This window comes from Allobosea sp., from assembly GCF_017308015.1.
Lineage (GTDB): Bacteria > Pseudomonadota > Alphaproteobacteria > Rhizobiales > Beijerinckiaceae > Allobosea.
The window spans coordinates 17,031-34,972 of the sequence record NZ_JAFKFW010000002.1 but is presented as its reverse complement, the minus strand read 5'-3'; the positions used below and the strand labels follow the sequence as shown (position 1 = coordinate 34,972).

Sequence of the window (17,942 nt, the reverse complement as noted above, 5' to 3'; positions counted from 1 at the left end):
GCGGAGGGAGCCGGCGAGCGGGCTTTCCAGCAGGCGCCTTCCAGCCCATTGACAGGTAGGTACTCGGCCGCCAAGTTAGAATACGTCATCTTGACTTACAACATCTATTTGCCGACTCTCGGCCCTAGCGCGGCCGGTGCCACTTGCGGGTGGGCAGAGGGGCGAACAGGCAGAGGGGCGGCCGCATGGCGAGGATATTGCTGAAGGATCTCAGGAAGATCTTCGACGACAACGAGGTCGTCTGCGGCATCAATCTGGAGATCGCCCATAACGAGTTCGTCGCGCTCGTCGGGCCCTCGGGATGCGGCAAAAGCACAACCTTGCGCATGATCGCCGGGCTCGAGGACATCACTTCGGGCGAGGTCGTGATCGGCGACAGGCTGGTCAACAAGGACCAGCCGAAAGACCGCGACATCGCCATGGTCTTCCAGAACTATGCGCTCTACCCGCATATGACCGTCTATCAGAACATGTCCTTCGGCCTGCGCCTCAAGCGGCTGCCGAAGGAGGTCATTCACGAGCGCGTCACGCAGGCGGCGGAAATCCTCAACATCACCGAGCTGCTGCAGCGGCGGCCCAAGCAGTTGTCGGGCGGGCAGCGCCAGCGCGTCGCCATGGGGCGCTCGATCGTGCGCAACCCGCAGGCTTTTCTCTTCGACGAGCCGCTTTCCAACCTCGATGCCAAGCTGCGCGTGCAGATGCGCACCCAGATCAAGCGGCTGCATCAGCGCATCAAGACCACCGTGATCTACGTCACGCACGATCAGGTCGAGGCGATGACGTTGGCCGACCGTATCGTGGTCATGAATGCTGGCAGGATCGAGCAGGTGGGCACGCCGCAGGAGATGTACGACCGGCCGAAGACGAGGTTCGTCGCCGGCTTCATCGGCTCGCCAGCGATGAACATCGTGCCCTGCACCATCGAGAGGCGCGGCGGCCATCTCGGTGTTCGGTTGTCGGACACGCTCGTTCTCGACATCCCGGTCAGCCGGACGAAGCGCTATGCGGAGTTCGCCGACAGGCCGATGCTGTTCGGAATCAGGCCCGAGCACATCACCGAGAGGCGCGCGCATGTGCACGGCGAGCAGATCGATTTCGATGAGACGGTGCAGGTGCTGGAACCGATGGGCATCGACACCATGGTCTATCTAGAGATCGGCGGCGCGGAGATTTCGGCTCGCGCGGCGCCGCAATCCGTCCGTCCGCCCGGCGACAGGATGGCGTTCACCGCAGACATGTCGAACATGCACCTGATCGACCCGCGGACCGACGACATTGTCTGAGCGTTGGGGCCGAGCGGCAGGCGTGCAGGGACCGGCGCCATGAAGATCACTGCGATTGAAACGCTGCTGATGCATGCGGGCGGACCGCCTACCACCAGCATCGCCACCAACCCGACTGCCCAGAGCGGGAGCGTGTGGGCCGCGCGCAACTGGCTGTTCGTGAAAGTCCATACCGATGCCGGCATCGTCGGAATCGGCGAATGCAGCGGCTGGCCGCGCATCGTGGAGACGGCGGTCCGGGATCTCGCGCCGCTGCTGGTCGGGCAGGACCCGACCCATATCGAGCGCCTGTGGGGGCGCATGATGGGCGCGATGATGGGCCATGGCATGCTCGGCACCGTGGGCGCGGGCGCCATGACCGGCATCGACATGGCGCTGTGGGACATCAAGGGCAAGGCGCTGGGCACGCCGGTCTGGAACCTGCTCGGCGGCAAGGTGCGGGAGCGCATCCGGGTCTATGGCCATGCCGGAACGCCGGAGCGCGCGCGGGAACTGGTGGGGCGCGGCTTCACCGCCATCAAGACCGGCGGGCTTTCCAATCCGGTGGAGCGGGTGGCGGCGATCCGCGAGGCCGTTGGCGACGACGTCGACCTGATGGTCGACATGCATGGGCCGCCCTGGCTCACGACGAAGGACGCGATCCTGCTTGGCCGGGCGCTCGAGCCCTTCAAGCTGCTCTTCTTCGAGGACCCGGTGGCGCCCGAGAATCGCAATGGGTTGAAGCGGGTCCAGGACGCGGTGGCGATCCCGATCGCGGCCGGCGAGAGGCTCGCCACGATCTGGGGCGAACGCGAGTTGATCGAGCAGGAGCTGGTGGACGTCATCCAGCCCGATACGGGCCGTGCCGGCGGCATCACCCAGATGCGCAAGATCGCAGCCATGGCCGAAGCGCATTTCATCTCGATGGCGCCTCATTCGGGTTCGCTCGGCCCCGTGGGCGAGTATGCGGCGCTGCACCTTCTGGCAGCTATCCCGAACGCGCTCATCCTCGAGCGGATCGAGGACGATGTCGCCGTGCGCGATCAGGTGATTTGGCCGGTGCCGAAGGTCGTGGACGGGCATATCGAGGTTCCGGACCGGCCGGGGCTCGGCGTCGAGATCGACGAGGCCATCGTCGCGCGGCACCCCAGCCTCGGCAATGTCTCCGTGCCGGGGCACCCAGATGACGGCGCTTATGAGCCGGGCAGTTGGGACGAGCACGTCTATGTCCAGAGCCGCTTCAGGCGCCAGCGCTACTTCGCGCCATGAGGGGCCGCATGACCGGCGGAGGGGAATATGGGGTACGAGCCAAGGGTGGAAATCGACCTTGCCGGGGCAGGTAAGCAGGTCGGTCGCGTCGTCTTCCCGCTCGATGAGCCATTTCAAGGCCGCAGCGAGATCGCGCTGCCGGTCTGCGTGATCGCGAATGGAAAGGGCCCCGCCGTTAGTTTGTGGGGCGGCAACCACGGCGATGAATACGAAGGTCCGACCGTGATGGGGCAACTCGCGCGCGAGCTCGATCCTGCGGCGGTCGAAGGGCGGTTGCTCATCCTGCCGGCCATCAACCCGCCAGCCCTTCAGAACCGCTCGCGGACGAGCCCTATCGACGGCAAGAACATGAACCGGGTCTGGCCGGGTGATCGGCAAGGCACCATCACCGAGCGCATCGTGGCCTGGCTTGCCGACTCTGTGCTCCCGGCCAGCGACGTGCTGATGGACTGCCATACGGGAGGTGACGCGCTGGAACTGATCCCGATGTCGATGTCCCACCACACCGACGACGCGGCCGAGCGCGCGCGCATCACGGCGGCGCACCTTTCCTTCAACGCGCCGCTTTGCGTCGAGCTTCGGCTGGGGGCGAACCGCGCCACCGCTGCCGGCTGCGCCCATGAGCGTGGGCTGCTCGTGATCGGTAGCGAGTCGGGCGGCGGACATCCGGTTTCCCCGGCCTCGCTGGCCAACTGCTATTTCGGCATCCGCAACACGCTCGCGCATCTCGAGATGTTGCCAGCCCCGCCGGCGCCGGGGCGGCCTCGTCACGCCACTCGCTTCACGCGCAAATGGGGGCACCAGGCCGAGATGTTGTCCGACAGCGACGGCATCTTCATCCCTTTCCGCGGGCTCTGGGACGAGGTGGAGGAAGGAGAGCCCGCTGGGCAGATCATTCCGCGCGACCAGCCTTTCGAGGCGCCCCGGACGCTGCATTTTCCCGCTTCGGGCCTGATTGCGGGCCGGGCGGCCCGCAGCGGCGTCGCGGCGGGGGACGTGCTCTACTGGGTCGTCCGTGATGCGGAAGGTTGATCTCTGCCGGAGGCCTGTCCTTCGGGCAGCCCGCCCGAAGCTATTGACGAGGGCTTGACGTGGTTTTATGTAAAGTTGTCAAACAATATGTCTGACGGGAGGAAGCGGGCGATGCGCAGGGTGCTCGTCACGGGGTGTGAACAGGAGATTTCCTCGTTCAATCCGCTTGCGAGCCAGTATGCGGATTTCACGATCCTGCGCGGCCCGGACGTCTTCAAGGCCCATGCCGGGGCCGACAGTTGCATCCATGGCTTTCTCGACGTGCTCGGGCGCAGGCCCGATCTGGAGCTGGTGCCGGCCTATGCCGCTTCGGCGTGCAGCGCCGGACCGCTCTCGGCAGACGGATTCGATCGTATCCGGCACGAGCTGCTCGAAGCCGTCAGGGAGAATGCCCAGGATCTGTCGGCAGTCTATGTCTCGCTCCATGGCGCCATGGGTGCGCTGAACGAAGCCGATCCGGAAGGGGCGCTGCTGGAGGGCGTGCGCGGCATCGTCGGGCCTGATGTCCCTATCGTGATCTCGCTGGATCTGCATGGGGTCGTTACAGCGCGCATGCTGCGCAATTGCGACGCGGCCGCCGTCTTCCATACATATCCGCATAACGACTTCACCGGCACCGGCCGCAGGGCGGCACGGCTGCTCGCCCGCATCCTCGACGACGGCGCGCGCCCGGTGATGGCCAGGATCTTCATGCCGGCGCTGGTGCGCGGGCCGGAACTCTTCACCGCCACTGGTCTCTACGGCCGGATCATCGACCGGGCCAAGGCCATGGAAGAGAGCGGCGAGGCGCTGTCCGCGGCGGTGCTGATCGGCAACCCGTTCACCGATGCGCCCGAGCTCGGCTCGCAGGCGCTGGTCGTCACCGACGGTGACGAGGAGGGGGCGCGAAAGCTGGCCGACGAACTCGCCGCGATGTTCTGGCGACATCATGAGGCGATGGTGGCCGAGCTCGACGAGCCGGACGCCGCGATTGCCGACGCCATGGCGCGGCCCGGCCCGCTGACCTTTACCGATGCTGCCGACGCGCCGAGCAGCGGCGCCTCGGGCGACAGCAATTCCATTCTCGCCAAGTTGGTCGCGGCCGGCTACGCGGGCGAGGCGCTGATCCCGATCGTCGATGCGCCGGCCGCCGGGCAGGCGCATCAGGCGGGTCCCGGCGCCCGGCTCACCCTCGCCATTGGCGGCACCATCGACCCCGCGCGCTTCCCGCCCATCACGATCGAGGTGGAGGTCGAGCGGCTGGGCGACGGCGAGTTCATCTATGAGGTCTCCGGCATGCCGGCTCATGCCGGGCCGACGGCCGTGCTGCGGCATCGGAACATCCGTATCGTCGTTCTTTCGCGCGCGGTCTTCCTGATGGATCGCGCGGTGTTCCTCGCCCACGGCCTCGATCCGAAGGAGGCCCATATCACGGTGGTGAAATCGCCCGGTGCGGTGTGGCGTTACTTCACCTTCACCCGCAAGAACTACGTGCCCGACATTCCCGGTGCGACCTCGGCGAACCTGAAAAGGCTCGGTCACACGATCTGCCCCCGACCGATGTTCCCGCTCGATCCCGACGTGCGGTTCGAGCCCCGGGTGGAGGTCTTCGCCCGTTGGAAAGGGGCGGCCGCATGATTTGCCAGGGGCAACCGCGCGTTCATTTCGCCCATCTGCCGACGCCGCTCGAAAAGGCGCCGCTGTTGTCGGAAGCCCTCGGTATCAACCTTCTCGTCAAGCGCGAGGATTTCAGCGGCCTTTGCGTGGGCGGCAACAAGACGAGATTGCTCGAATTCGCGCTGGGCTCGCTGCGCGACAAGGGTGTGGATACGCTGATCGCCCATGCGGCCGCACAGTCGAACAAGTTGCGCGACATCGCCGCAGCCGCCGCGCGTTGCGGCATGGAAGCGGTGCTCATGATCCCGGCACAACAGGACCCTGAGGCCGTGCCGCAAGGCAATCGCCTGCTTTTCGACATTCTGGGAGCCGATGTGCGCGAGATCGAGCCGGGCCTCACCGCCGAGGCGATCCTCGCCGTGCAGGAAGAGGTGCGCGGCGAGCTGGAGCGGGCCGGCCGCCGCGCTGCCATCCTGGACCGGCATCTCGACTACGGCGTCGACGCGACGATCGCCTATGTCGAGGCGGCCGAGGAGCTCGACAGCCAGTTGCGTGCGATCGGCGAGACGCCCGATGCGGTGTTCATTGCCGCTGGCGCGGGCATGACAGTCGCGGGGCTCGCGCTCGGCCTCAAGCATCTGGGAGTGCCAGGGCGCGTGGTCGGCGTCAGCTCCGCCTCTGCTGCGGCCCCGCTGCTCATGGCGATCGAGTGGCAGGCGGAGCGCGCGGCGAAGCGGCTCGGCCTGTCGACACGGCTCGCCCGGGACGATCTGACGATCGTGGATGACTACATCGCGGCCGGCTACGGCCAGCTCACGCCGCGCGGCGCCGAAGCCGTGCGGCACTTCGCCCGGCTGCACGGGATGACGGTCGACCCGGTCTACAACGCCAACGTGGCGCTGGCGATCTGCGATCAGGCTGCGAGCGGGGCGATCCAGCGCGGCGCCACCGTCGTCTATGTCAACACCGGTGGCGGGCCGGCGATCTTCACCCATGGCGCGGACCTCGCGGGCCGAGGGGAGAAGGGCGCATTGGCAAGGAGAACGGCATGACGGCGATGGCACGCGCCCCGGAACAACAGGGCGGCGACATCCGCGAAAGGCTGGGCGTCGAGCCGGTGATCAACCTCACCGGCACGCTCACCACCCTCGGCGGCATCAATGCGCGGCCGGAGGCGATCGTGGCTGCTGCCGAAATCCTCGGCTTCGGCGTCGACATGGTCGAGTTGCAGGCGGCCGCCAGCCGGGCGATCGCCGCGGCAACGGGTGCGGAAGCCGGCTTCGTCTCGGCCTGCAGCGCCGCCGGTATCTGCATGGCGATCGCCGGCGCGATGACCGGCGACCAGCCTGCCGTCATTGGCCGCCTGCCCGACACGCAAGGGTTGAAAAACGAGGTCGTCATCCAGACCGGCCATCTCGTCGACTACGGACACCCCGTCGAGCAGGATATCCGGCTCACCGGCGCCAGGGCGGTCACGGTCGGCGCGGTCAATCAGGTCTCGGCGGGGCAGCTTGCCGCGGCGATCGGCCCGGATACTGCAGCCGCCCTCTACGTCGTCAGCCATCATTGCGCGCCGGACGGGCAGCTCCCGTTCGCGGATTTCGTGCGCATCTGCCATGCGCGTGACGTGCCGGTGATCGTCGATCTCGCGGCCGAATACGACATCCATGGCTATCTCGCCGCCGGCGCGGACATCACCATCCACAGCGCCCACAAATTTCTCGGCGGGGCAACGGCCGGCATCGTGGCGGGGCGCAAGGCGCTGGTGCGCGCAGCCTTCCTCCAGAGCCAGGGCATCGCGCGGCCGATGAAGGTCGGCAAGGAAGGCATCGCCGCAGCGCTGGCTGCTCTCAGTCTCTATATGGCCGAGGACCGGAAGACGGTGCAGGCGGGCTTGCGCGCAACGCTGCTGCGACTGCGCGACCAGCTTGCGGGAATGCGCGGGATCGTGGCGGAGATCGACCCTGACCCGACGGGGAACCCGTTCGACCGGCTGCGCCTCAGCGTCGGACCTGAGGCCGGCTTCCAGGCGGTCGACATGGTGCGGGCACTCGAAAACGGCACGCCGCCCGTCAGGGTGCGGACTCATCAGATCGAGCATGGCAGCTTCGTGATCGACATCCGTTCGATGCGCGACGGCGAGCTGCCGATTGTCGGCGATTGCCTCAGGGCGGCGGCAGCGCGCGCCGCAAACGGCCCGCGAACCACCGTCCAGGAATGGAAGGCCGAGCGCGGCAGCGCGCTGGCTCGCTGGCCCGACAGCGGGATGGAGGAGCAGAGGTGACAGAGGCCGCCGCCAGTGACGATTTCCACATTCCGCCTCGCCCGCCGAGTCGGTGGGAATACATCTCGAATGATGTGCGGACGCTGGCCGTGCTGTTCCTGCTGCCGACCATCGTCGTGCTGGTCAGCGTGGTGCTTTATCCGTTCATCTATGCGCTGGTGCTGAGCTTCCAGGACAAAAGACCGGGCATTCCGGCCCGCTTCATCGGGCTCAACAATTACATCGAGCTGTTTTCCAGCGCCGATTTCCTGCAGATCCTGTACAATACCGTTTACTACACGGGCTTCGGCGTCCTGATCAAATTCATCATCGGGCTGGCCTCGGCGCTGGTGCTCAACCAGCCGCGCCGTTTCAACAATATCTACCGCACCATCCTCTTCATCCCCTGGGCGGTGCCGACAGTTATTGCCTCGCTGGTCTGGCTGTGGGTCTATGACGAGTTCAACGGCCTGCTGAACATCCTGCTGATCCGGCTCGGCCTGCTGGACCATGGCGTCGCCTGGCTGGCGGAGCCGAAATACGCGATGTGGGCGGTGATCGCCGTGGTGGTGTGGAATGGCACTCCCTTCTACACCATGCATTTCCTTGCCGGGTTGCAGGCGATACCGAAGGAACTCTACGAGGCCGCCGAGATCGACGGCGCTGGCCAGATCCGCAAGTTCTGGCACATCACCGTGCCCTCGATGAGCACGGTCTTTACGATCACCGTGATGCTGTCGACCGTCTTTACCTCGACCAGCATCGTCGTCGTGAACATCATGACCAACGGCGCGCCGGCCAATCTGACGCAGATCATCCCGAACGAGAGCTTCAACGTGGCGATCCAGGCCAGCCGGATGGGGCTGGGATCGGCCGTCAACATGGTGCTTTTCCCGTTCCTGGTGGTCTTCATCGTCATCCTGACCCGCAGGTTGCTGCGCAAGGACGGAGGCTGACGCGATGCAGCTCTCGCAGGAAGCTTCAAGACGGTTGTCGCGAGCGATCGGAGGCGGGCTGCTCGTCGTTCTGATCCTGTGGACGCTGGCGCCGTTGTTCTGGATGGTCTCGACCTCGCTGAAGCACCAGTCCGAGATCTTCGGACCCAAGGCGGGGCTGCTGCCTGTGCAGCCGACGCTGGAGAACTACGTCGTCCTGCTCAGGGAAACCAACTTCCCGACCTATTTCCGCAACAGCCTGATCGTTGCGACCGCGACCACGCTTCTGTCGCTGGTCATCGCCTCGCTCGGCGCTTATGCCCTGACGCGGCTCAAGTTTCCGGGGCGCAAGCTGTTCGCGCAGGGCCTCGTCTACACCTACCTGATGCCGAGCTCGCTGCTGTTCATTCCGCTCCTGGTGATCATCCGCTCCATCGGGCTGGAAAACACGCTGGAAGGGCTGGTTTTCTCCTATCTCGGCTTTTCGGTTCCCTTCTGCACCTGGCTCTTGATGGGCTATTTCATGTCGATCCCGATCGAGCTCGAGGAAAGTGCGATGATCGATGGCTGCAGCCGCCTCGGCGTCCTGTTCCGCATCGTTCTGCCGCTGACCTTGCCGGCGCTCGCGGCGGTGGCCTTCTTCTCCTTCACGCTCTCGTGGAACGAGTTCATCTACGCCTCGGTGTTGGTCGCAGACGTGGACGTGCGCACGATCCCGACGGGCATTCCGAACTTCATCGTGGAGGATGTCTTCTTCTGGGGGCCGATGATGGCGTCGACGCTGATCAGCGCCATCCCGCCGCTCGTCGTCTACTTCCTGTTCCAACGATTCCTGATCACCGGCCTGACGCTCGGGGCGGTGAAGGGATGACGGTCTATCACCATAACCACGACGGAAAGGACAAGGGGATGACTGAGAAGAAATATTCGCGTCGCCAGGTCACGAAGTTTGGTGCTGCAGCCGTGGCCGGCCTTTCGGCGAGTTTCATGACGACGCGCCGGGCCAGCGCCCGGGAGGCGAAGCTGGTCTTCTGGTTGCAGCCCAACTTCAACAAGACCGCCGATGATCTGCTCGTCGAGCAGACCATGGAGTATGCCCGCTCCAAAGGGCTGAAGGACAGCGACGTGCGCATCGAGAAGGTGCCGGGCGGCGAGGTCGCCAAGCGCATCGCGGCGGCGCTCGAGGTCGGTGCGCCGCCTGACGTTACGCGCGGCAACGAATCCAACATCGTCAAATGGGGAACGGACGGGCACCTGCTCGATCTCAAACCGGTCATAGACGGCATGAAGGCTCAGAAGGGCGGAATCAACGAGAATTCGATGCCGCTCGCTACGATTAATGGCGGAATCCGTGGTGCGCCGATGGGCATCGTGGCCAATGCAGCCCATGTGAGAATCGACAAGTTCAAGGAGGCTGGCTATAATTCTCTTCCAAATACTTGGGAAGGTTTCATCGAGGCCTCCAGGAAAATCACGAAGCCGCCGTTCTATTCTTTTGGAATGGCGCTCGGCCTTGCCCCTTATGACAGTTTGCTCGACGTGATGTCGGTCGTAAACGCCTATGGCGGCACGTTGATCGACAAGCAGAATAGGCCGGCCTTCCAGAGCGACGCCGCCGTCGCGGGCTTCAAGCTCATCAACCGGATGTACAACGAGGACAAGATCATTCCGCGCGGCGCGGTGAGCTGGGACAATTCCGGCAACAACAAGGCTTTCCAGTCCGGCCAGGTGGCCTATGTGCTGAATCCGACCAGCATCTATTCCAGCCTCATCACCGACAAGAGCCCGTTCCTGGACAATACGGTGCTCGACATTCCGCCCGGCGGGCCCGCCGGGCGCTTCAGCACGGTCGAGATCGACCATTATTGTGCCTTCGACAAAGCGCCTGACAAGGAACTGGCGATGGGCCTGATCGCCCATTTCATGAAGCCTGAGAACTATAACCGCTTCATCGCCGAGGCCGGCGGCCGCTATCTGCCCGTCTACCCGGAACTGCTCAACGATCCGTTCTGGAGCAGCAAGCCGGCCTTCACCGGCCTCTTGGCGGCGGCCAAGACCGGCGTATCGCCCTTCTTTCCGGGCCTTCTCACCCCGGCGCTGAGCGAGGTGGTCACGCGCAGCATCATCGTGGAAGAAGTGCAGAACATGCTGATCAAGGGCAAGGAGGCCGAGAAGGCCGTCGCCGACGCCCACAAGACCATGGTCGATATCTTCAAGCGCGTCGGCCAGCCGACCTGACGCGAAATCGCCGGCAATAGGCAATTCTGAGCCGGGGTCCTTCGCGGACCCCGGCTTCTCGTCGGAGCTTCACCGCGCCGGCGACATTACGGGCCGTGCCAGATGCGCAAGGCAATCGCCGCGCTCGACGCGTGCCGGATGGCGCTGGCAGACCACGTCGCCCGAGCCCTCGAAGACCATCTCGACCGCCGCTCGCTCGGGCGTCTCAGGGAAATAGAGATGACCGCAGAGATCGCCCTTCCTGACGGTGTCGCCAAGGCGGACGGCCGGGACGAATACGCCCGGATCGCTCGCATACACATAGGCTTCGGTGCCGAAAACTGAGAGCACCTCTGGCTCCGGCAGCGGCTCGAAACGGTCGTTCCTCGTGCCGAAGAAAGCCAGCAGCCGCCGGACCGCCTGGTCGACCAGCGCCACGCTTTCGCGCGAAACGGAAGCCGTGCCGCCATATTCGCCGTTGAGATAGATCTTGCCATGCTTGCGGGTTGCGGCCGACATGCCGCCGGCGGCGCTCCGGCTCTCGAAGATCATCACATGCGGGATGCCGAGCGCTTTGACCGCGGCCAGGCTGCGCTCGCGCAGTTCCGTGCCGCTATCCGGTGAAAAATGCGTGCTGGCATGCGGGCGATAGGCAAGGCTCGCGCCGCCGCCGTGGAAGTCGCCGACGACATCGACCATCGGCACCAGATGGTTGCCAACATAATCCGCGATCTTCCAGGTCGGTCCGCCATCCGGGTCGCCCGGAAAGGCGCGGTTGAGATTGCCTTCGTCGAGCGGGCTGACGCGACTGCCGGCGATCGCGGCCGGCGCATTGAGCGCTGGCATGACGATCAGGAGGCCGCGCATCTCCTCAGGCTGAAGCTGCTGGATCAGCCGGGTCAGAACCACCTGTCCTTCATACTCGTCGCCATGGGTGCCGGCCGTCAGCAGGATCGCCGGCCCGGGGCCGTTGCGCAGCACGGCGATCGGCACCGGCACGATGCCATAGGCGCTGCGGGTGACAGAGTGGGGCACCCTGAGCCAGCCGACCTGTTTGCCTTCCTTCGCAAAATCCACCGTGGCGACGATCTGCGTCATGAGCCGGCACGCCTCCCTTGGCCCGAGCGGGGAGGCATGTTATCTTTGTAAGACAACCTGTCAAATCATGGTGGGGTATGTACGACATCCTGATCCGGGGCGGCCAGGTCATCGACCCGTCGCAGGGAATCGCGAGACCTCTCGACGTGGCGATCGGGAACGGCCGGATCGCGGCGCTGCTGGAGCCCGGAGCAGGGGCGGGCGGTGCCATAACGATCGATGCGCGTGGCAGCCTCGTCACGCCCGGGCTGATCGACCTGCATGTGCATGTCTACACGCATGTTCCGCTCGGGCTGGATGCCGACCAGCTTTGCCTCGGCGGCGGCGTGACCACGATGCTGGACACCGGCTCGGCCGGATCGAACAATTTCGACGCCTTCCGGCGGGACTGCATCGACAGGGCGCAATGCCGCGTGCTCGCGTTGGTCAACCTGTCGCGCGCGGGCTTGGTTGCCGCCGAGCTCGGCGAATTGATGGACAGGCGCTATGCCGATCCCGAAGGCGTGGTCCGCACGATCGCGCGCCACCCCGGCGTGGCGGTGGGCGTGAAGATCCGCGCCGGGGCGCATATCATCGGCAAGGGCGCGGATGGTTGGGCCAATCTTCGCGACGCCATCGCGGCCGCGCGCGCGTCGAACACCTGGCTGATGGTCCATATCGGTGAATGCCCGATGTCGATTCCCGAGATCGTCGCGGAACTGGCCCCCGGCGATGTGCTGACCCATTGCCTGAAGGGTGGCTCGACGCGGATCACCGACGACCGCAACCGCATTTTCGAAGGGGTGCGCGCGGCAAGCGAGCGCGGCGTCGTCTTCGATGTCGGCCATGGGCAGGGAAGCTTCAACTGGGAGATCGCCGACGCCGCGCTTGCAGACGGGCTGGAGCCGACGACGATCAGCACCGACGTTCACAGGGATAATCTCCACGGACCGGTATTCGACATGCCGACGACGATGAGCAAGTTCCTGATGCTCGGTGTTCCAATAGAAAGGGTGGTCGAGATGTCGACGACCCGCCCCGCCCGCGTGCTCGGCCTCGAAGGCGAGATTGGCACGCTCAGGGTGGGCGCGCGCGCCGATGTCAGCGTGTTGGAGCAGCTCGAAGGCCGCTTCATCTTCACCGACAGCTATGGGAAGCAGCGCACCGGGGAACGGCTGCTCGTCGCGGCAGCCACCGTGCTCGGCGGCCGGCTTCTGCCCGCCGGCGGCGGCAGGCGCATGCGCTACTTCGCCGAATAAGTCGATCAGGCACACGTTACGCGGGTTGTGCTGCCCCCCGGCGGTTGGCGACGAATGCATTGTTCGTGCTCCAGCATTGCGTCCGGCAGCGGCTGTCTTCTCCCGAGAGACCTGCTAGGAGAAGAATATTCTCCGTGTTAGCCGGCAGGGCCTCATGCAGCTTTCTCCGAATTTCGACGAGCGGATCGATCGCCGCGGCACCCATTCTGCCAAATGGGACAAGATGGAAGCCGTCTATGGCGTGCCGGCCGATGGCGGCATCGCGATGTGGGTCGCGGATATGGATTTCCGTCCGCCTTCCTGCGTGCAGGCCGCCCTCGACGGCATGACCGCACATGGCATCTACGGCTATTTCGGCGACGACCGGGCCTATCTCGCGGCGATCCGCTGGTGGATGTCGAACCGGCACGGCTGGGATGTCTCGCCCGACTCGATCTTCACCACGCACGGTCTGGTCAACGGCACCGCGCTCTGCGTCGAAGCCTATACCAAGCCTGGCGATGGCGTTGTCCTGATGACGCCGGTCTACCACGCTTTCGCCCGCATCGTCGCGGCGTCGGGCCGGCAGGTCGTCGAATGTCCGCTCACGCTGGAGGAAGAGCGCTATCTCCTCGACATTCCTGCCTGGGATGCCGCAATGACCGGCAACGAACGCATGTTCATCCTCTGCTCGCCGCATAATCCAGGCGGCAGGGTCTGGACGCGCGACGAATTGCGCGCGATCGCCGATTTCTGCAAGCGCCACGACCTCATCCTGGTCTCGGACGAGATACACCACGACCTCGTCATGCCCGGCCAGAAGCATACGGTGATGCCGGTCGCGGCGCCCGAAGTGATGGACCGGCTGGTCATGATGACGGCGGCGACCAAGACCTTCAACATCGCCGGCGCTCATATCGGCAATGTCATCATTCCCGACGAGCGGCTGCGGACGCGGTTCCGCGCGCGAATGGAGGCGCTCGGCATCTCTCCGAATTCCTTCGGCATGGCGATGGCCACGGCAGCCTACAGCCCGGAAGGCGCGGCCTGGGTCGATGCGCTGAATCTCTATCTCGATGGCAACCGCCGTCTGTTCGATGCCGGTATCGATGCGATTCCGGGCGTGCGCTCGATGCCGCTTGAATCGACCTATCTTGCCTGGGCGGATTTCTCGGGGACGGGTATGGCGCCGGCCGAATTCACCGCCCGTATCGAAAAACAGGCCAGGATCGCCGTCAATCACGGACCGAGCTTCGGCAAGGGCGGCGAGAGCTTCCTGCGCTTCAACCTCGCGACCCCGCGTGACGTGGTGGCGGAAGCGGTAGAGCGCCTGAAGCTCGCCTTCGCAGATCTGCAATAGCGGGGGCAGGTCCCGAACGGGACAAAGCCGCGCGGCCGATTGACGGGAGCCGGGTCGCGTGGAACATCGTAGATACTACTCTTATCTGGGGATGGAATGATGAAGCTTACCCTGGCGCTCGCCGCCGCCGTCGTTTGCGCCGTTTCGGTGTCTGCGGAAGCGCAGACCCTGAAGACCATTCAGTCGCGCGGGATCCTGCATTGCGGCACCGGCGCGAATCTCGCCGGCTTCGCGGTTCCGGATGCGAATGGCGTCCTGACCGGCATCAATGCCGATTATTGCCGGGCACTGTCCGCGGCCATCTTCGGCGATCAGACCAAAGTGAAGTTCATCCAGCTTCTCTCGAAGGATCGGATCACGGCGCTTCAGTCGGGCGAGACCGACCTCATCGCCGCCACCACGACCTGGACCATGAGCCGCGACACCACGCTCGGCCAGAACTTCCGCGCGACCTATTATTATGATGGTCAGGGCTTCATGGTGAAGAAGTCGCTCGGCATCAAATCGGCGAAGGAGCTCAGCGGCGCCTCGATCTGCATCCAGCAGGGCACCACGACCGAGCTCAACACGGCGGACTATTTCCGCAAGAACAACATGAAGTTCGAGCCGGTGACCTTCGCCACCAACAACGAGGCGACCGCGGCCTATGAAAGCGGCCGCTGTGACGCCTTCACCACGGACGCGTCGGGTCTCTATTCCGAGCGTATGCGCTTCAAGGCGCCGGCCGACCACATCGTGCTGCCCGAGACGATCTCGAAGGAGCCCCTGGGCTATGTCACCCGCCACGGCGACGACCAGTGGTTCGACATCGTCACCTGGGTTCATTTCGCCCAGATCACGGCCGAGGAACTCGGCGTGACCCAGGCGAATGTCGACGAGATGCGCGAGAAGTCGGACAATCCGGAGATCAAGCGTCTGCTGGGCAAGGAAGGCACCTTCGGCGAGGCGCTCGGCCTCAAGAACGACTGGGCCTATAACGCCATCAAGGCCACGGGCAATTACGGCGAGATGTTCGAGCGCAATCTCGGCGAGAAGTCGCTGCTCAAGATCGCGCGCGGTCAGAACGCGCTGTGGACCAATGGCGGCCTGCAATACGCCGCGCCGATCCGCTAAGCGCGGCGCGATCCGTCGACTGACATGAGGAAGGGCCCGGCAGCGAGACGCAGCCGGGCCCTTCTGCGTTCCGTCCCGCGCGTTACGTCTGTCGGCAATCCGCCAAAACCCCTTGCGATCCGCAGCGGGGAGGCGGAATGAGGGAGTGGCTGTTCCAGCCCGAAAGAGGAGGGTGAAGGCAATGGCGGCTCCGATCGTTCCGGCAAACGAAGCTGTGGCCGAAAGCGAGGCCTTCCGCCCGCATACCTCGCATTGGGGCGTGTTCTCGGCCCGGATGCAGGGCGGGGAACTGGAAGTCCGTCCGCATCCGGTCGATCCCGACCCCAACGAGATCATCCAGAACTTCCCCGCGGCCTTGCGTCACCGTGCCCGCATCGCCCAGCCGATGGTTCGCCGCGGCTGGCTGGAGAACGGTCCCGGCCCCGATGATCGCCGCGGTCGTGACGAGTATGTGCCGATGTCGTGGCCGGCCGTGCTCGACAGGCTCGCCGCCGAGCTGCGCCGCGTGCGCGACGATCATGGCCCCGGCGCGATCTTCGGCGGCTCCTATGGCTGGGCCAGCGCCGGCCGTTTCCACCATGCGCAGAGCCAGATCCACCGCTTTCTGAATACTTCGACCGGCGGCTATGTGAAGTCGGTCAACAGCTATTCCTCAGGTGCCTCGTCCGTCCTCGTGCCGCATATCATCGGCGACTACGAGGATCTGGTGAAGCGCAACGTCTCCTGGGAGCAGATCGCCGATCACAGCGAGATCGTGCTCGCCTTCGGCGGCATGGCGCTGAAGAACAGCATGGTCGCTGGCGGCGGCACCAGCCGCCATGTCGAGCGCGGCGCGATGGAGCGGGCGCAGGAGCGCGGCTGCGAGTTCGTGCTGGTCAGCCCGCTGCGCAGCGACCTGCCGGCCGGAGCCCATGCCGACTGGATCGCGAACAGGCCAGGCAGCGACACGGCGCTGATGCTGGCGCTGGTCCACACGCTGGTCGTCAATGGCCTGCATGACCGCGCCTTCCTCGACCGCTACACGGTCGGCTGGCCGGTCTTCGAACGCTATCTGGTCGGCGAGACCGACGGTCAGCCGAAGGACGCGGCCTGGGCCGCGCCGATCGCCGGCCTGCCGGCCGACGAGATCGTCGCGCTGGCCAGGCGTCTCCACGGCAAGCGCGCGCTCATCGTTGTGGCCCATGCCCTGCAGCGCGCCGCCCATGGCGAGCAGCCTGTCTGGATGGGCATGGTGCTCGCGGCCGCCCTCGGCCAGATCGGTTTGCCTGGCGGCGGCTATGGCTACGGGCTTGGCGCCATCGCGTATTATGGCCGGCGCTACAATGCCGTGCCGATGCCGACTTTCTCGCAAGGCAAGAACCCCATCAGCGATTACATCCCGGTCGCGCGCATCTCCGACATGCTGCTCAATCCTGGCGCGACCTATCGCTATAACGGTCAGACCCGGACCTATCCCGAGATCAAGCTGGTCTACTGGGCCGGTGGCAACCCGTTCCACCATCATCAGGACCTGAACCGCCTGCGTCAGGCCTTCGCCCGCATCGACACGCTGGTCGTGCACGAGCTCGCCTGGACCGCGACCGCCCGCCACGCCGATATCGTGCTGCCCTGCACGATGACGCTGGAGCGCGAGGATATCGGCGGCAATCCCAACGACCCGCTGCTGGTGCCGATGCATCCGGTGATCGCACCTTATGGCGAGGCGCGTGACGATTACGCGATCTTCGCCGATCTGGCCGAGCGCCTCGGCACGGGGGAGGCCTTCACCGAGGGCCGCACCGCCCGGCAATGGCTCGAGCATCTCTACGAGCCGACCCGCACGGCGCTAGCGACGAAGGGCCTGCCGGCGCCGAGCTTCGCCGAGTTCTGGGCGGGGGAGGGCTTCGATCTGCCGCAGCAGCCCGACGATGGCGGCAATCTTCGCGCCTTTCGCAACGATCCCGATGCCGCGCCGCTGCCGACGCCATCAGGCAAGTTCGAAATCTTCTCGGAGACGATCGCCGGTTTCGGCGAGGCCGATTGCCCCGGCCATCCGGCCTGGCTCGGCGCGACCAATGTGCCGGACGAGGCCAATCCTTATGTGCTCGTCGCCAACCAGCCCCGGACCCGGCTGCACAGCCAGTTCGATTTCGGTGGCCATAGCAGCGACGCCAAGCATCGCGGCCGCGAGGTCGCGCATATGCATCCGGACGACGCGGCGCTGCGCGGCATCGCCGATGGCGACATCATCCGGCTCTCGAACGAGCGCGGTGCCTGCCTTGCTGCCGTCCATGTCACCGACGGGATCCGCAAGGGCGTGATCCAACTGCCGACCGGCGCGTGGTACGACCCCGCCGACCCCACCGAGGACAAGCCGCTCTGCGTCCACGGCAATCCGAACGTGCTGACCCGCGACATCGGCACCTCGGCGCTGGCGCAGGGCTGCACCGGCCAGCTCACCACGGTTCAGGTCGCGCGTTTCGACGGCAACCTGCCGCCGATCCAGGCCTTCGATCCGCCGGGCTCGCGCGCGGCCGAGGCTGCTGAATAAGCCTGAGAATCCACGATCCGCCGCTCTGGAAACCGACGACGGATCGCGCC

The 17,942-nt window shown here is 65.4% G+C and carries 14 protein-coding genes; 13 read left to right on the top strand and 1 reads right to left on the bottom strand.

From position 1 onward, the window contains the following. Positions 1 to 185: 185 nt before the first annotated feature. The 9 genes from J0I42_RS00145 (at position 186) to J0I42_RS00105 (ending at position 10,595) form a co-directional block, all read left to right on the top strand. Positions 186 to 1,283, top strand: a complete 1,098-nt coding sequence (locus J0I42_RS00145) for an ABC transporter ATP-binding protein (protein WP_291651580.1) — start codon at positions 186 to 188, stop codon at positions 1,281 to 1,283. A 39-nt stretch (positions 1,284 to 1,322) separates the two neighbouring features. Further along, complete coding sequence (locus J0I42_RS00140; protein WP_291651578.1) at positions 1,323 to 2,531, top strand: mandelate racemase/muconate lactonizing enzyme family protein; 1,209 nt, start codon at positions 1,323 to 1,325, stop codon at positions 2,529 to 2,531. A gap of 45 nt (positions 2,532 to 2,576) precedes the next feature. Next, the gene (locus J0I42_RS00135) at positions 2,577 to 3,563 is read left to right on the top strand and encodes a M14 family metallopeptidase (protein WP_291651576.1); all 987 of its coding nucleotides are present in this window, start codon (positions 2,577 to 2,579) and stop codon (positions 3,561 to 3,563) included. 111 nt (positions 3,564 to 3,674) lie between these two features. Next, the gene (locus J0I42_RS00130) at positions 3,675 to 5,180 is read left to right on the top strand and encodes a M81 family metallopeptidase (protein WP_291651574.1); all 1,506 of its coding nucleotides are present in this window, start codon (positions 3,675 to 3,677) and stop codon (positions 5,178 to 5,180) included. Further along, on the top strand, positions 5,177 to 6,211 hold the full coding sequence (locus J0I42_RS00125) for a 1-aminocyclopropane-1-carboxylate deaminase/D-cysteine desulfhydrase (RefSeq protein ID WP_291651571.1): 1,035 nt from the start codon (positions 5,177 to 5,179) through the stop codon (positions 6,209 to 6,211). The genes J0I42_RS00130 and J0I42_RS00125 overlap by 4 nt, the downstream gene beginning before the upstream one ends. Then, positions 6,208 to 7,443, top strand: coding sequence for an aminotransferase class V-fold PLP-dependent enzyme (locus J0I42_RS00120; protein ID WP_291651569.1), 1,236 nt, complete (start codon positions 6,208 to 6,210; stop codon positions 7,441 to 7,443). Before J0I42_RS00125 ends, J0I42_RS00120 begins: the two co-directional genes overlap by 4 nt. After that, complete coding sequence (locus tag J0I42_RS00115) at positions 7,440 to 8,378, top strand: carbohydrate ABC transporter permease (protein ID WP_291651567.1); 939 nt, start codon at positions 7,440 to 7,442, stop codon at positions 8,376 to 8,378. Before J0I42_RS00120 ends, J0I42_RS00115 begins: the two co-directional genes overlap by 4 nt. Positions 8,379 to 8,382: 4 nt before the next feature. Then, positions 8,383 to 9,228, top strand: a complete 846-nt coding sequence (locus J0I42_RS00110) for a carbohydrate ABC transporter permease (RefSeq protein ID WP_291651565.1) — start codon at positions 8,383 to 8,385, stop codon at positions 9,226 to 9,228. Continuing rightward, positions 9,225 to 10,595, top strand: a complete 1,371-nt coding sequence (locus J0I42_RS00105) for an ABC transporter substrate-binding protein (protein ID WP_366509788.1) — start codon at positions 9,225 to 9,227, stop codon at positions 10,593 to 10,595. The genes J0I42_RS00110 and J0I42_RS00105 overlap by 4 nt, the downstream gene beginning before the upstream one ends. Before the next feature lie 69 nt (positions 10,596 to 10,664). On the opposite strand, the gene J0I42_RS00100 is transcribed toward J0I42_RS00105, so the two are convergent. Beyond that, complete coding sequence (locus tag J0I42_RS00100) at positions 10,665 to 11,672, bottom strand: succinylglutamate desuccinylase/aspartoacylase family protein (RefSeq protein WP_291651562.1); 1,008 nt, start codon at positions 11,670 to 11,672, stop codon at positions 10,665 to 10,667. 77 nt (positions 11,673 to 11,749) lie between these two features. On the opposite strand from J0I42_RS00100, the gene J0I42_RS00095 reads away from it, so the two are divergent. The 4 genes from J0I42_RS00095 to J0I42_RS00080 all read left to right on the top strand — a co-directional run bounded on the left by J0I42_RS00095 (position 11,750) and on the right by J0I42_RS00080 (position 17,892). Next, positions 11,750 to 12,910 (top strand): amidohydrolase/deacetylase family metallohydrolase, encoded by a 1,161-nt coding sequence (locus tag J0I42_RS00095; RefSeq protein WP_291651560.1) that lies wholly within the window; start codon positions 11,750 to 11,752, stop codon positions 12,908 to 12,910. A 154-nt stretch (positions 12,911 to 13,064) separates the two neighbouring features. Continuing rightward, complete coding sequence (locus J0I42_RS00090; protein ID WP_291651558.1) at positions 13,065 to 14,249, top strand: MalY/PatB family protein; 1,185 nt, start codon at positions 13,065 to 13,067, stop codon at positions 14,247 to 14,249. A gap of 96 nt (positions 14,250 to 14,345) precedes the next feature. Next, a complete protein-coding gene (locus tag J0I42_RS00085) occupies positions 14,346 to 15,362 on the top strand; it encodes an amino acid ABC transporter substrate-binding protein (protein ID WP_291651556.1) in 1,017 nt (338 codons plus the stop codon). 181 nt (positions 15,363 to 15,543) lie between these two features. Further along, complete coding sequence (locus tag J0I42_RS00080; RefSeq protein ID WP_291651554.1) at positions 15,544 to 17,892, top strand: molybdopterin guanine dinucleotide-containing S/N-oxide reductase; 2,349 nt, start codon at positions 15,544 to 15,546, stop codon at positions 17,890 to 17,892. Positions 17,893 to 17,942 lie beyond the last annotated feature (50 nt).